The sequence below is a fragment of the Brevibacterium sp. K11IcPPYGO002 genome, from assembly GCF_050920635.1.
Classification (GTDB): Bacteria; Actinomycetota; Actinomycetes; order Actinomycetales; family Brevibacteriaceae; genus Brevibacterium.
Genome location: NZ_CP131929.1, coordinates 4,061,620 through 4,075,985, shown reverse-complemented (window position 1 = coordinate 4,075,985; position 14,366 = coordinate 4,061,620). Strand labels below are relative to the sequence as shown.

At 64.8% G+C, this 14,366-nt stretch carries 17 protein-coding genes; 12 read left to right on the top strand and 5 right to left on the bottom strand.

The window, feature by feature from the left end; genetic code table 11:
- Positions 1–8 precede the first annotated feature (8 nt).
- The 3 genes from QYM46_RS18610 (at position 9) to QYM46_RS18600 (ending at position 2,533) form a co-directional block, all read left to right on the top strand.
- A complete protein-coding gene (locus QYM46_RS18610; RefSeq protein ID WP_432790164.1) occupies positions 9–710 on the top strand; it encodes a hypothetical protein in 702 nt (233 codons plus the stop codon).
- A gap of 63 nt (positions 711–773) precedes the next feature.
- Complete coding sequence (locus tag QYM46_RS18605; protein WP_432791767.1) at positions 774–1,679, top strand: LysR family transcriptional regulator; 906 nt, start codon at positions 774–776, stop codon at positions 1,677–1,679.
- A gap of 23 nt (positions 1,680–1,702) precedes the next feature.
- Positions 1,703–2,533 (top strand): uroporphyrinogen-III synthase, encoded by an 831-nt coding sequence (locus QYM46_RS18600; RefSeq protein ID WP_432790163.1) that lies wholly within the window; start codon positions 1,703–1,705, stop codon positions 2,531–2,533.
- Positions 2,534–2,535: 2 nt separating this feature from the next.
- On the opposite strand, the gene QYM46_RS18595 is transcribed toward QYM46_RS18600, so the two are convergent.
- Positions 2,536–3,747: a winged helix DNA-binding domain-containing protein gene (locus tag QYM46_RS18595; RefSeq protein ID WP_432790162.1), complete on the bottom strand. Its 1,212-nt coding sequence runs from the start codon at positions 3,745–3,747 to the stop codon at positions 2,536–2,538.
- 92 nt (positions 3,748–3,839) lie between these two features.
- Between QYM46_RS18595 and QYM46_RS18590 the strand changes: the two genes are divergently transcribed.
- From QYM46_RS18590 to QYM46_RS18570, 5 genes are all read left to right on the top strand, one after another.
- Positions 3,840–4,340 carry an SRPBCC family protein gene (locus tag QYM46_RS18590; protein ID WP_432790161.1) on the top strand — a complete coding sequence of 167 codons (501 nt, stop codon included), beginning with the start codon at positions 3,840–3,842 and terminating at the stop codon, positions 4,338–4,340.
- A 117-nt stretch (positions 4,341–4,457) separates the two neighbouring features.
- On the top strand, positions 4,458–4,865 hold the full coding sequence (locus QYM46_RS18585) for an acyl-CoA thioesterase (protein ID WP_169254035.1): 408 nt from the start codon (positions 4,458–4,460) through the stop codon (positions 4,863–4,865).
- A gap of 76 nt (positions 4,866–4,941) precedes the next feature.
- Complete coding sequence (locus tag QYM46_RS18580) at positions 4,942–5,877, top strand: helix-turn-helix transcriptional regulator (protein WP_169253669.1); 936 nt, start codon at positions 4,942–4,944, stop codon at positions 5,875–5,877.
- A gap of 46 nt (positions 5,878–5,923) precedes the next feature.
- A complete protein-coding gene (locus QYM46_RS18575; RefSeq protein WP_432790160.1) occupies positions 5,924–6,946 on the top strand; it encodes a zinc-dependent alcohol dehydrogenase family protein in 1,023 nt (340 codons plus the stop codon).
- 36 nt (positions 6,947–6,982) lie between these two features.
- On the top strand, positions 6,983–7,408 hold the full coding sequence (locus tag QYM46_RS18570) for an acetyltransferase (isoleucine patch superfamily) (RefSeq protein ID WP_432790159.1): 426 nt from the start codon (positions 6,983–6,985) through the stop codon (positions 7,406–7,408).
- Positions 7,409–7,475: 67 nt separating this feature from the next.
- Here the strand turns inward: QYM46_RS18570 and QYM46_RS18565 are convergent, their stop codons facing one another.
- Entirely contained in the window at positions 7,476–8,699 is a 1,224-nt protein-coding gene (locus QYM46_RS18565; protein ID WP_432790158.1) for an amidohydrolase, read from the bottom strand.
- A gap of 111 nt (positions 8,700–8,810) precedes the next feature.
- Positions 8,811–9,437 carry an HAD family hydrolase gene (locus QYM46_RS18560; protein WP_432790157.1) on the bottom strand — a complete coding sequence of 209 codons (627 nt, stop codon included), beginning with the start codon at positions 9,435–9,437 and terminating at the stop codon, positions 8,811–8,813.
- Positions 9,438–9,535: 98 nt separating this feature from the next.
- On the opposite strand from QYM46_RS18560, the gene QYM46_RS18555 reads away from it, so the two are divergent.
- Complete coding sequence (locus QYM46_RS18555) at positions 9,536–10,180, top strand: GNAT family N-acetyltransferase (protein WP_432790156.1); 645 nt, start codon at positions 9,536–9,538, stop codon at positions 10,178–10,180.
- Positions 10,181–10,251: 71 nt separating this feature from the next.
- Here QYM46_RS18555 and QYM46_RS18550 read toward each other — a convergent pair whose 3' ends face one another.
- On the bottom strand, positions 10,252–10,749 hold the full coding sequence (locus tag QYM46_RS18550; protein ID WP_432790155.1) for a GNAT family N-acetyltransferase: 498 nt from the start codon (positions 10,747–10,749) through the stop codon (positions 10,252–10,254).
- Between the two features lie 465 nt (positions 10,750–11,214).
- On the bottom strand, positions 11,215–11,418 hold the full coding sequence (locus QYM46_RS18545) for a cold-shock protein (protein ID WP_025776564.1): 204 nt from the start codon (positions 11,416–11,418) through the stop codon (positions 11,215–11,217).
- Between the two features lie 548 nt (positions 11,419–11,966).
- Between QYM46_RS18545 and QYM46_RS18540 the strand changes: the two genes are divergently transcribed.
- The 3 genes from QYM46_RS18540 to QYM46_RS18530 all read left to right on the top strand — a co-directional run bounded on the left by QYM46_RS18540 (position 11,967) and on the right by QYM46_RS18530 (position 14,330).
- The gene (locus QYM46_RS18540; RefSeq protein WP_432790154.1) at positions 11,967–13,055 is read left to right on the top strand and encodes an LCP family protein; all 1,089 of its coding nucleotides are present in this window, start codon (positions 11,967–11,969) and stop codon (positions 13,053–13,055) included.
- A 118-nt stretch (positions 13,056–13,173) separates the two neighbouring features.
- Positions 13,174–13,611, top strand: coding sequence for a thioredoxin family protein (locus QYM46_RS18535; protein ID WP_432790153.1), 438 nt, complete (start codon positions 13,174–13,176; stop codon positions 13,609–13,611).
- A complete protein-coding gene (locus QYM46_RS18530; RefSeq protein ID WP_432790152.1) occupies positions 13,608–14,330 on the top strand; it encodes a class I SAM-dependent methyltransferase in 723 nt (240 codons plus the stop codon). The genes QYM46_RS18535 and QYM46_RS18530 overlap by 4 nt, the downstream gene beginning before the upstream one ends.
- Positions 14,331–14,366 lie beyond the last annotated feature (36 nt).

The window sequence follows — 14,366 nt, the reverse complement described above, 5'->3', positions numbered from 1 at the left end:
GGGCTTGAATGGACGCCTACTGGATGCGCGGCAAGTGGGATGACGGCGGAAAGAGTGAGCGCCGCTGGAACCAAGGCACTCGGAATCCGCTGACCATTATCATCACCGGTGCTGTCTTCTTCGTCGGCACGGGTGCGGTCTTCACGATCGGATACCTGTATCCGGACCAGCTGGTGCTTACCATCATCCTCGGATGCTTCGTGTTCCTCGGCGTCACTCTGGCGATGCGCAGGTTCATGGGACACACGCCGGCATATTGGTACACCGGACCATTCGTGGCCATTGCGCTCATCGGCACTGTGATGCTCGGCGAGGATCTCGCTTTGTCTCAAGCGGGCGAACTCACCGAGGTGGTCGTCGCCGATCATCAAGTCGAGCAGAAGACCGTGCACAGTTCCAATCCGCCCAGATCGCGGCAGGTCTATGTTCATACCTACAGCCTCGAACGCACCGACGGCACCCCCGTCGCCGAACCGCTGATCTACCGCGGCAAGGACGGATACGACGACTTCGATGAAGGCGACACGATCTCCGTCCTCATCGACCCCGAGGGGAAGGCACCGACCAAACCGGCCGACGACGTGGATCTGCCCACCGATATCGGCATCCTCGTCACTGGGCTGGTCACCTCGGGGATCGTGTTCCTCATCTGTCTGATCGTCGTGCTGCTGCGCTGGACGCGCTCGCCGTCGCAGCAGCACGTGCGCTGACGACCCGAAGACAGGGCACCGAGGACCCGGTGTCGGTCGTGAGGGTGTGCCACCATGGCTGACATGGACACCACTCCCAACGATCTGCTCGTGCTGCTGGCCGTCTCCCGCACCGCCAAGTTCACGACGGCGGCACACAACCTCGGTCTCACCCACTCGACGGTCTCCCGCCGCATCGCCGCCTTGGAGAAGTCCTTGGGCGGACGGGTGCTGGCCCGCTCGGACGACGGATGGGAGCTGACCGACCTCGGGGAACGAGCCGTCGCGGTGGCCGAACAGATGGAGACCGCGGTCGCCGAACTCGAGAGTCCCGGTCAGGGTCCGGACACGGTGTCCGGAGTGGTGCGGATGACCGCAACGGACGGGTTCAGCGCCTATATCGCCTCCCCGGCGGTCGCGAAGCTGCGACGTCGACATCCCGGGCTGAGCGTCGAGATCGTCACCGTCACCAGACAGGCCCTGCAGCAGCGGTCCGGTCTCGATATCGAGGTCGTCGTCGGGGAACCGCGCGTGCACCGGGCGGAGGCGATCAGGCTCGGTGACTACGAACTCGGCCTCTACGCCTCACGCGACTATCTGGCGTCCGAGGGCACCCCCGCCTCGGTGGAGGACGTGAGCGACCATCGACTCGTCTATTTCGTCGATTCTATGCTCCAGGTCGACGACCTCGACGCGCCGAGGCGGCTGTTTCCCGAGATGAAGGATGCGCTGACCTCGACGAACGTCTTCGTCCACGTCGAAGCGGCCCGGGCGGGAGCCGGCATCGGATTCCTCCCGTGTTTCATGGCCGACCGGCACCCCGACCTCGTGCGACTCTTTTCCGATTCGGTGGCCGAGCGCCTGCCCTACTGGATGGTGCTCAGGCCCGATTCGATGCGCCGGCCGGCCATCGCCGCCGTCGTGCAGGGGCTCAAGGATGAGATGCTCGCCCACCAGGCTGCTCTCGAAGGACGAAAGTTGCCCCGGTGAGGCGGCGCGACCAGGATGTGAGCATGAACCAGCCCCGTACTGACTTAGGCGACGAGCTGGCCGGGCGTCGCATCGTGCTCACCGCTCAGCGGCGCGCGGAGCAGCTTGCCTCCGCCCTCGAGCGTCATGGTGCCAAGATCGTGCACGCCCCGACCCTGTCCGTCATCCCGCACAGCGATGACCCCGAGCTTGCGACACGCACCCGTGAACTCATCGCGGACCGGCCGGACATCGTCGTGGTCACGACCGGCGTCGGATTCACCGGCTGGGGCGACGTGGCTGAAGCCGCGGGTCTGCGCGAGGAATGGCACGCGATGCTGGCCGGAGCTCGGATCTACGCCCGCGGTCCCAAGGCACGTGGAGCGATTCAGGCGGCCGGACTGAGCCCTCACTGGATCGCGGACTCCGAGACGAGCGCAGAGATCCAGCAGGTCCTCCTCGGCGAGGGCGTGGATGGTCAGCAGATCGCCGTACAGCATCACGGTGCCGGAGCCGACGGACTCGATGAGGCCTTCGTCGCGGCAGGCGCCGACGTCCGCTCCCTCGTCATCTACCGGTGGGGCCCGGCGCCCGATCCGGCTGCCGTGATCGACGCGGTCGGCCTCGTCGCGCAGCGCAGGTGCGACGCCGTGGCCTTCACCTCAGCACCCGGGGCGGCAGCATTCCTCACCGCAGCCGACGAGCAGGCACTGCTGCCGGCCGTGATCGAGGCGTTCAACGAATCGGTGGTGGCGGCAGCAGTCGGCGACGTCACAGCAGCACCGCTGCATGAACAGGGAATCAGAACCGTGATCCCCGAGCGATTCCGGCTCGGAGCCCTCGCCCGTCTGCTGATCAGTGAACTCGCCGAATGATCTCAGTCTGACGTGAACTCGATGTCGACGGCGTCTGCCTCGCGCAGTGCGCCGATCGCCTCTGCCTCAGCGGTCAGCGCGCTCTTCACCGACTTCGGGACGGTGCCGAACGGTGCGATCGTCATGCTCAGTCGTCGATTCCGCTTCCGCGCCCTCCAGGTCCCCGCGATCCGGCCGTCGACCAGCAGCGCTCCTGGATCGCCCACGGTCTTCCAGATCTCCCGATGGAAGTCCTTGGACGCGATCGTCTCCCGATCCCGCATCTGCGTATAGGGATCGTGTGGGGGAAGCAGACGGACGCCGTGCGGAAGCTGCGCGCGATGCAGCTGATCGACATCCTCGGCGAGCATCCAGGTCCGTCGCCCGCGATCGATTTCGGTGATCTCTCCGGCGATCAGGTCCCACCATGGTTTCGCCTCCGTGGACCGGATTCCGATCCATGCGGCGAAGTCGGCCCGCGTCGACGGTCCATAGCAGTGAAGATAGCGTCGCAGCAGTTCGGACCGGGCCCGGTCGCGTTCGCTCTCGTCGGATGCGGTCGAGGAGGCGATCGAAGGATCGTCGATCCATTCGTCGAGCAGAACGAATGGAGCCGTGTTCCCCTCGCGCGGGGCGAAGCAGAGGATCTGCCGCAGAGTGAGCAGTCGAATGCAGAAGTGGATCACTCCGGCACCGAGGCTCTGGCCCCTCGCATACGGGCCCTGAGATTCCCATGTGCGTCGCTGTTTCGTCGTCAGGGAGTTTGCGAGCACGTCGGCGAGTTCCTCGCCGAGCTCGGTGATCGTCATCCTCCGCCCTCTGAGCACCCCGGCGATCTCCTGCTCGACCCGATCGAGGATCTGGCTCAGCGGGATCCCGAGCGAATCGACCGACTGTTCGACTCCGAGGACGAAATGGCGCATCGCCTTCTCACTCGTCGGTTCGACCCCGGTGGTGAAGACCGGGAGATCGGCAGCGGGAAAGAAATGGGGTGCCCCTCGCATGCACCAGCTCTGGAGCAGCGACTTCTCCTCTTCGACGGCCGAATCTAACGCCGTCGCACTCATGCCCTCGACTCGTGCATGGAGCGAAGTCAGCGCGGATCCCGGTGGGCTGTTCTGGATGCCGCAGGCTCCCGCGGCGTCAAGGAGGGAGTTGTGGCTGAGTCGCTCATCGAGGTGATGGGCGCGGAGGCGGAAGGCGATGATCTCGTCTTTCGTCGCGGAGTCGGCCATGTGCCCAGGCTAGCTCAGGACCCATGTTTGAATGGGGCCACGTGCTCGGCCGTCTTCTGGTGCGTGCACGACCACAATGAGAAGGGACGACGATGACGCGAACGATGCAGGTCAGCGACAGTATGGTGATCGGAGTCGACGCCACCGCGCTCTGGGAGCAGATCGCCGACCCGACCCAGATGGCCCGATGGAGTCCGGAGAACACCGGAGCCAGCACTCAGTCATCCGCAGGTCCCCTGACAGCGGGCGACGTCTTCGAAGGGACGAACCGACGCGGGCCGGCGACCTGGGTGACCGAATGCGTCGTCACCGACTCCGTACCGGGCAAGCGGTTCGCCTTCGCGGTGCGCCGGATCGGCCCCCGCACTCCGAGCCTCGAAGGAGCGAACGCCAGTTGGGCATACGACTTCGAGGACCTCGGTGAGGCGACTCGAGTGACCGAGACGTGGACCGATGACCGCCGAGGCTGGCCCGACCCTCTGGCCTGGGTCTTCGACCACATCGTCACACGCGGGAGGAGCTTCGCGGACTTCCAGCGACTGAATATCCGGCGGACTCTCACGGCGTTGAAGGACGACGTCGAAAAGCGGTGACGCAATCGAAACGAGGGCGAAACATCGCCTCGCTAGCCTGATCCCATGACAGACACGGCACAGTTCACCGAAAGTCCCGTCGGCCAGCCCGCGAGTCCCGCCCACCATGCGGAAAGCATGAACTTCTACACCCGCAAATGGGTCCGGCCCGAAGACCTCAACGCCAACGGTTCCCTCTTCGGCGGCAGCCTGCTGCGATGGATCGACGAGGAGGCTGCGATCTATGCGATCATCCAGCTCGGCAATCACCGGGTCGTGACGAAACTGATCTCGGAGATCGACTTCCAGGCTTCGGCGAGGGAGGGCGATCTCATCGAGATGGGACTCATCGCCACGCATTTCGGGCGAACCTCACTGACGATGAGGGCCCGGGTGCGCAATATGATCACGCGCAGATCCATCCTCAGCATCGACAAGATCGTGTTCGTCGGGGTCGATGCGGACGGCACCCCGATTCCCCATGGGTATTCGACGATCACCTATGACCGGGATCGGATGCCCGAACCGCAGGGAACGATGTCGTAGGAGAGACCCTCGATGCGGCTCAGAGGTTCCCTGACAGGGTATCCCTCACAGGCGAGAACACGTCTAACCTGGAAACATGGACAACCGAGCCGAAGTACGCGAATTCCTCATGTCGCGGCGGGCGAAGATCACCCCCGATCGCGTGGGCCTTCCCTCACACGGCACGAGACGGGTTCCGGGACTGCGTCGCAGCGAGGTCGCGGCGCTGGCAGGACTGAGCGTCGAGTACTATTCGAAGCTCGAACGCGGCGCCATCGCAGGGGCATCCGCGGCAGTCCTCGAAGCACTGTCCGAGGCCCTCATGCTCGACGACACCGAGCGGAGCCACCTCGTCGATCTTGCCCGCGCCGCCGACGGCATCCCGACCTCGGGTCGCAGGCGCCGACCAGTGACCGTCCAGCGTCCCCCGCACGAGACGCTGTTCTGGATGCTCGATTCGATCACGGACTCGATCGCCTTCGTCCGCAACGATATGCAGGACATGGTCGCCGTCAACGACCTCGGCCGCGCATTCTATTCACCGATCATCGGAGATGGCGGCCGGACACCGAACCTGGCGCGATTCCAATTCCTCGACCCCGCCTCGAGGGACTTCTATCCGGATTGGGACCTCTTCGCCCAGATGTGCGTGGCGATCATCCGGAGTGCGGCAGGGAAGGATCCGCACAATCGCGGGATCCAGGACCTCGTCGGTGAGCTGTCGACCCAGAGCGAGACGTTCAGAACTCTGTGGGCCCAGCACGACGTCCGCACACACGGGACGGGAATGAAGCGCTTCAACCATCCCGTCGTCGGTGAACTCGACCTCGCCTTCGAAGAGCTGCGAATCACCGCCGAAGACGGACTCGCGCTGATCATCTACACCCCGGAACCGGGGTCGGATTCGGAGCAGCGGGTGCGTCTGCTCGCTTCCTGGGCGGCATCGGACACCAACCACCACCCCGACTTCGGTCTCGCGGGAGACCGAACCCAGACCGACGCCGAAGCGGACGTGAATCGTCCGCGGGGCTGAGCCTGACAAACAGAACCGAAGAACCGAACGTTTCAAGGAGAGAACAATGCGCGGAGTGATCATGCACGGGCCCGGCGACGTCCGGGTCGAAGAACGACCCGATCCGACCATCGAGGCACCCACCGATGCGGTCATTCGTGTTGTGGCCGCTTGTGTCTGCGGATCGGACCTGTGGCCCTACCGTGGTGCGGACGCACCGGACCAGCAGCTGATGGGCCACGAATACGTCGGCATCGTCGATCAGGTCGGCGACGAGGTGCGCACCGTCAAACCCGGTGACTTCGTCGTCGGATCATTCGTCATCTCGGACAACACCTGCCAGATCTGCGCCGCCGGCTACCAGTCACGCTGCGTCAACGGCATGTTCGTCGACGGTGGGATCGGCACCCAGGCCGAAATCGCCCGCATCCCCCATGCCGACGGCACCCTGGTCGCCACGCCGGGACAGCCCGATGACGACCTCATCCCGTCCCTGCTGGCCGCATCCGATGTGCTCGGCACCGGGTGGTTCGCCGCGGACGCCGCCGAGGTGGGACCCGGGAAATCGGTCGCCGTCATCGGCGATGGCGCGGTCGGACTGATGGGAGTCCTCGCGGCCAAGCAGATGGGGGCGGAGACGATCATCGCCATGAGCCGTCACGCCGACAGGCAGAACCTCGCCCGCGAATTCGGTGCCACCCATATCGTCGAAGAACGCGGCGACGCCGGAGTGGCGAAGATCAGGGAACTCACCGACGGGCTCGGCGTCCACAGCGCCATCGAGGCGGTCGGCTCACAGGAATCGATGATGCAGGCGATCCAGTCGACCCGACCGGGCGGTCACGTCGGCTATGTCGGCGTCTCACACGACGTCGAACTGCCCGGAGGGGAGCTGTTCTTCGGCCTCGTTCACCTGCACGGCGGGCCGGCACCGGTTCGCCGTTTCCTGCCGGACCTCATCGACCTCATCTGGAACAGAACGATCGACCCGGGCAAGGTCTTCGACCAGACGATGAGCCTCGACGACGCCGCGACCGCCTATGCGGCGATGGACAGTCGCGAAGCCGTCAAGGTCCTGCTCAAACCATAAGTACGTCATCAGGTGTCGGCGGGAAAAGGTGACACGGTGGAACTGAACGATCTGCTCACAGCGCTCAACGCCGGAGAGACGATCACAGTCGGTTCACCATTGCACGAGGCCATGCCACGCACCAGCCAGGAAGCGCTGCGCATCACGGCCGAGATCAACGGCAGCTATCACGAACCCGACGAGGTTCGAGCGCTGCTGGCCGAACTGACGGGCCGCCCGATCGATCCGTCCGTGACGAAGTTTCCCCCGTTCCACTCGGACTTCGGGAAGAACATCACCCTGGGGCAGCGGATCTTCATCAACTCCGGGTGCAGCTTCCAGGACCAGGGCGGCATCATGATCGGCGATGACACGCTCATCGGACACAACACGATGCTGGCCACCCTCAACCATGAGATGGAGCCGGACCGGGCCGTCGTCGTCGGATCACCGGCACACGTCGTGCGCACGATCGACGAGTGAATCAACTGATCAGTGAGCCTGCTGTCTCCACGCGACCGATCCCGGGCCGCGGGGAGACCAGGCGAGTTCAGCTGCCGAGGTAGGCCAAGGCGCCGACGACCTGTGCCTTCGTCGCAATCTCGAGTGTCGGGTCGAGTTCGGGGGCGAAGAACGGCGAATGATTGGCCGGAACATCCGTGAGCACGGTTCCGGCCTCCTCGGCGGCCTGGTACTTCTCGGCATCGAAGGACCCGACGAACCAATAGGCATAGGGGATGCCGAAGGCATTCGGCAGCTCGCTGAAGTCCTCGGACGCGGTCGCAGGTGTCGCCTCGAGCACCGCCTCGGCGCCGAAGTACTCGGTGAGCGCCTCGGTGACGGTGTCATTGACGGCCTCACTGTTGTCCGTGAGCGGGAACTGGTCGAAGTACTCGAACCTCGGTTCCTTCGGGGTCCCGGCGGCCTCGCATTCGCCGCGGACGATGCGCTCGATCGACGCGATGACCCTCGCCCGCACCGCGGTGTCGTAGGTGCGGACATTGAGCAGCAGCTCGGCGCGATCTGGGATGATGTTCGACTTCGATCCGGCGTTCGACGCACCGACGGTGACGACGGCGAACTCACCCGGTTCGGTCTCCCGGGACACGATGGTCTGCAGGCGCAGCACGATCGAGGCCGCGAGCACCACGGGGTCGATGGACAGGTGCGGCATCGACCCGTGGGCGCCGCGGCCGAAGACCGTGATCTTCACCGAATCACCGGCCGACATCACCGGACCGGAAGCGGTGAAGATCGTGCCGGCCGGCAGCGGCATGACATGCTGGGCCAGGGCCACATCGGGGGTCGGAACCGTGTCCGTCAGCCCGTCGCCGATCATCGCCTTCGCTCCCGCCGCGTTCTCCTCTGCCGGCTGGAAGAGCGCGATATACGTGCCTGACCAGGCATCTTGGTTCTCTTTGAGCAGTCGGACCGCGCCGAGGAGAGCGGCGGCATGCATATCGTGACCGCAGGCGTGCATGACTCCGTCGACCTCGGACGCGAAGTCGAGGCCGGTGTCTTCGGTGACGGGGAGGGCATCGATATCGGCTCGTGCGAGAACGGTGGGCCCGGTGCCGTTGTCGATGACGGCCACCAGCCCGGTATCCGAGATCCGGGTGACTTCGAGGCCGAGGTCGGTGAGCTCTGCGGCGAGGCGCTCGGCGGTCCTGTGCTCGTCGAGGCTGACTTCAGGGTGGCGGTGAAGGTCTTTGTAGACCTCACGCTGCCAGTCCAGCTGGGAATCGATGGAGTCGAGGAATGCGGGTGTCGTCATCGTGTCTCCTGTTCAGGCGGCGGGTGGAGTCTCCAGGCGCGGATGAGTTCACGGTATCAGCGGGGAGGGGCCCGTTCAGGGGCGCTGGTCCGACGGTGCGAAGTGACCGTCCTAGGGAGTGAGCAGCCCTCGTTCGGCAAGATCCGTCCGCAACTCGGCGGCTCCTGAGAACACATGGCCGATGAAGCCGAGGCTTTCGGCTGCCTCCACGTTGGCGGGCAGATCATCGACGAAGACCGTTCGGGCCGGGTCGAGGCCGAAACGGTCTCGGGTCAGTTCGAAGATCGCCGGATCGGGTTTGACGAGGCCGACTCGGCCCGAGACGACGATGTCTTCGAGTTCACTGATCGCCGGGGCGACGGCGGGAGCGTGATGAATGGTCTCGGCCGACCAGTTCGAGAGTCCGAGCAGGCGGATACCGGAGTCGCGCAACTGCGCGACGATCTCGGCCATGCCGTCGATCGGACCGGTCAGCGACTTTTCGAAGTGCTCGTAGTAGCCGGCGACGATCTCACCGTGGCGGGGATCCGCCTCGGCGGCGCGTTCGATGATCTCGGTGATCGGAACCCCGGAATCAACTGCGGTGTTGAGCGCGGGAAAATCGGCCGCCTCGGCGAAGGACTGCCAGTCCTCGGCACTCATGCGATCTGCCAGAGGTCCTGTCTGGTCCCAGCCAATGAGGACATTGCCGAGGTCGAAGAGGACGGTCGTCGGGGTCGGGCGATCGAGTTCGGTCATGGGCCACCACCTGTCATCGGCATCTGAGAGTCGATCCCTACGCTACCCGCAGTCGCCTGACCATTGTGGATTCGGGCCGGCTGGCTTAGGTTGGTTGCATGATCGGCTACCCGCCACTGCAGATTAGGGTGAGGACGCCCCGACTCGAGCTCGTCGGTGCCAGTGATGAGAGGTTGGCGGAACTTGCTCCGCTGGTCCGCGATGGCAAGGTCTTCGCGGAACCCGCTCCCTACGATGATCCGATGTCGTTCTACGAATCCGACCCGGACGTGCGGGTGAGCAGATGGCTCCAGAGTGTGTGGCGCGGACGCGGGCGTTTCTCTCCCGCCGAGTTCCGGTTGGCGTTCGCCGTGATCGTCGACGGTGAGCCCGTGGGGATGCAGGACCTCATTGCCGAGAAGTTCGATACCTGCGGCACCTTCGCCACCTTCTCCTGGCTGTCGACGGATGTGCGTGGTCGCGGCCTCGGCACGGAGATGCGCAGTGCTCTGCTGCATCTCGCCTTCGCCGGACTCGGGGCGAGAGAGGCCGGTTCCGATGCCTTCGTCGACAACGTCGGGTCGAACCGTGTATCCGAGAACCTGGGTTATGAGCACAACGGTGTCGAATGGGACATCCGCCGCGGCGAGCCGGGCCTCATCCAACGCTGGCGCCTGACCCGCGAAGCGTGGGAAACCAGACGGCGAAACGACATCGACCTCACCGGAGTCGACGACTTCCTCGCCCTCCTAAACAACCATTAATTGCTACCCGACGGCGGCTCAGCAACCTCGCGCGAGGTATCTGGGCCCCCGTCGGGTAGTAATTAGGGAGATCACAGGTCCAGTGAGAACACGTCATGGACCGGGGACTTGTGTCGGAGGTCGGGGTTGCGGTGCATTCCGAGCTTGTCGGCCACTCGCTGCGACGGCCGGTTGTCGTGGTGGATGACGGCGACGAGGACGGGACTGACGGCGAGATCACGGGCGTGATCGACGCAGGCCCGCGCCGCCTCGGTGGCGAATCCCTTGCCTTGGGCCGCGGCCTTGACGTGGTAGCCGACCTCGAGGTGAGGGATGCCATTGACGGTCTGCCAGGTGAGGCCGCAGTCGCCGATGAATTCTCCGGTCCGGGTTTCGACGAGCCACAGTCCGAACCCGTGCTCGGCATAGCTACGCCGGCTCCAGCGGATCCACTCAGCCACCTCGGTGCGGTCTTTGGGGTGAGGGTAATACTCCATCACTCGCGAATCGCCGAGGAGGGCGGCCATCTCGTCGAGATCGTCGTCGGTCATCTCCCGCAGGTGCAGACGAGGAGTGTTGCGGGGCGGCATGAGTTCAGGATAACCGGGCGGGGCGATGTGCCTGGAGCTGCCGGAGTGTTCAGCCAGATCGGCGTCGCCGGCGTTCACGGATGACCGCGAGTGTCGTGGCTGTGATCATGAGTACGAGGGCGAAGAACCACAGAAACGCGGCAAAGTCATGGAACGGGGCCGTCTGGGAACTCAGTATGCAGGCGGCGGCAAGCAGGATGAATGCGACGATCCAACGGGTGAGTACCGAGTGCTTCATCGCTCCTCCATAGTCAGGGTTCACGGTCGTTGGCACCGACTCTAAATAGAGCAAGGGTGCCTGTCAACGCCGGTGACGGCGGCTCAGCAACCTCGCGCCAGGTTGCTGAGCCGCCGTCAGGTAGCAATTGGGGAGGAGATGACAGCGACCCTGCGTTCACACCAAGTGGGTGAACACAGGGTCGCTGGTGAATCTCAGAAGTCTCTAGGTGAGACTCTCAAAGAGTCTCAGAGGCCGCGGACGCGGGTCGCCTGCAGGCCCTTGGAGCCCATCTCCGAGTCGAACTCGACGTTCTGACCCTCGGTGAGCTCGCGGTAGCCGGTGGCTTCGATCGCGGAGAAGTGGGTGAACACGTCAGCCGAACCGTCGTCAGGCTGGATGAATCCGAAACCCTTTTCCGCGTTGAACCATTTCACGGTACCTGTTGCCATAATCTTTGTATCCTTATTTTTTAACTGATGACCGCTGCTGCGATCGTGATGGTCGAACCCAATGCTGGATCCGGCTTTCCCGCTGGCTGGACTGGATCTTCAGACGCAGATCCAACGAAAATCTGTGGGTGAACCGAGGACTCGGAATCGCTGGTGAGGATGAGGTCTCTGATGTGAGGTCTCTGTCTCGGACGAAATCGCGGGGATACTCGGTTTCGATCATGCACTCGAAAGTGCGGACGGAAGTCGTCAAACGACTGAATTGGGAAAAATCATGAAGGGCGCGGAAGGCAGACACGCGCCGACGGGCAAACACATGGTGACGAGCGAATCTACCTGCTCTTGAGACACCATCTGCTCCGCACATTTCTGTGCGAGAACAGTTCCAGCATAACAGAGTGATCGCTCTGCGGGTGATTTCGGTCGAATGATTTCAGTCGAGAGATGGCACACAGCGATGTGCACTCGACCGGACAGGTGTTTAGGATTGTATACATTCCGTTTTGTATGCAATCCGCCGTGACCCCGGACGCAGGAGCACCCGAACCGTGGACAACCGAGAAACACCGCCGCCAGGACCCCGCCGACAGCGACGTCTTGCCGCGAAGTACCGGCGCCGGCGCACCTTCGTCGCCGTGGCTGCGGTCCTCATCATCGGCGCCCCGGTGACGATCGCGGTGGCGGTGCACAACCTCGGCGCGAATCTCACCTCGTCCCCGCTGCGCGCCCACGGCGGCGACGTACCGGAGAAGCTCACCGATGAGACGAACGTCCTCATCATCGGATCCGACACCCGCGATCTCGACTCGGCGAAGGAGGCCTCCGATGGCTCTGACTCGGGTTCCGCCGCGACCTCCGGGGCCGCCTCGGCGCAAGGATTCGGCGGCGCTGAAGGTGCCCGCAGCGATGCGATGATCCTCGCTCACGTCGCCGCGGACGGCGGTCGCATCGACGCCGTGCAGATCCCACGTGACACGATCATGGACATACCCGCCTGCGACGACACCGGCCACGGCGCGTCAGCGTCCACGCACGGGATGATCAACTCGGCTCTCAATGCGGGGCCGGCCTGCTCCGTGTCAGCGGCGGAGGAACTCACCGGGGTGCGCGTCGACCACTTCATCAACGTCGACTTCGACGGATTCTCAGCGATCGTCGACGCGCTCGACGGGATCACCGTCGACCTCGACGAACCTCTCACCGACCCGAAGGCGAACCTCGACCTGCCCGCCGGCCACCAGACGATCGGCGGTGACGACGCCCTAGCCCTGGCCCGGACGCGGCACGCCGTGGGCGATGGCAGCGACATCTCCCGAATGGGCAACCAGCAGATGGTCATGGAGGCCATCATCGACCGCGCCAAGAGCGGCCAAGTCCTCACCCGGCCCGACCGCCTCTACGGATTCCTCGACGCCGTGACCTCGACGATCGGCGTCGACGACGAACTCGACTCGATGCGTTCGCTGGCCTCCCTGGCCACGACGGTGGCTTCCGTGCCCGAGGACGACATCACCTTCGAGATCATGCCCTGGACCGCGGCGCCGGAGGACCCCAACCGAGTGGTCAAATCCGCCGAGGCGGATGCCGTGTTCACCGCCATCATCGACGACGAACCGATCGCGGACCTCGTCGGCTGAATCGGCTCGGGCCGTCCCCGGCTGCGGCAGCGCTGGTTGCCCCGGCCGAAGCCGGCAGGGAGCCGTCGATGACCTCCCGTCCAGGCGATATTCATCCGCGGCTCCTAGACTGGGTCGCATGTCTACGATCGAAATCACGCAAGACAACTTCGAGTCGACCATCAACGACAACGAGATCATCCTCCTCGACTTCTGGGCCGATTGGTGCGGCCCCTGCAAACAGTTCGCCCCGGTCTACGAACAGGCCGCCGAGGCCAACCCCGACATCGTCTTCGGCAAGATCGACACCGAAGCCCAGCAGCAGCTGGCCGGACTCTTCGCGATCTCCTCGATCCCGACCCTCGTCGCCTTCCGCCAGGGCATCGTCGTCTTCGCCCAGCCCGGCGCGCTCGCCGCCCCGCAGCTCGACCAGGTCATCACCGCGGTCAAGGGACTCGACATGGACGAAGTCCGTGCCGAACTGGCCAAGCAGGAAGCCGCCGCTGCCGCAGAGACCGACGGAGCGGACGGTGCCGCACCCGATTCGATCCCTGCCGACCCGGGCGTCGACAAGTGACCGCGACCAGCAGCCACAATGACCACACCCACTCAGACAGAACCGACGCAGGCAATACCGGCGCGCCCGATTCCGTGGCCGCCTGGGAAGAGCGCTACGCCGAGGGCGACGACGCCATCTGGTCCGGAAACCCGAACGAATCCCTCGTCGCCGTCGTCTCCGAGATGACCCCCGGCCGCGTCCTCGACGTCGGCTGCGGTGAAGGCGCCGACATCGTCTGGATGGCCGACAACGGCTGGGACGCCACCGGCATCGACCTGTCGACCACGGCCATCGACCGTGCCCGCCGGGCCGCCGAATCCCGCGGAATCTCCGCCGAATTCGTCGTCGCCGACGTCTCCACCTGGGAACCGGAGGACCCCGATCGCCGAGGCGGCTTCGACCTCGTCACCGGATCCTTCCTCCACACCCGGTTGCCGGACACCCGAGAGGAACTGCTGACCCGCGTCGCCGCGCACGTGGCACCGGGTGGGGCACTCCTCCTCGTCTCCCACGCGACGATGCCGCCGTGGGCCGCCGAACACAGCGAGAAGTTCGAGCACGGCATGGACCACCACCATGAACTGGTCAGCCCGAACGGAGACTTCGCCCTCCTCATCGGCGCCAGCCCGCACCGGTGGGAGATCGAACTCGCCGACACCCGCACCAGGCAGGCGACCTCCCCGTCGGGCGAGCTCGCCGAACTCGAGGACGCAATCCTCCTGGCCCGCCGGGTCTGAACCAGGCGACCTGAACCCAGAGACCCGAACCCGGCA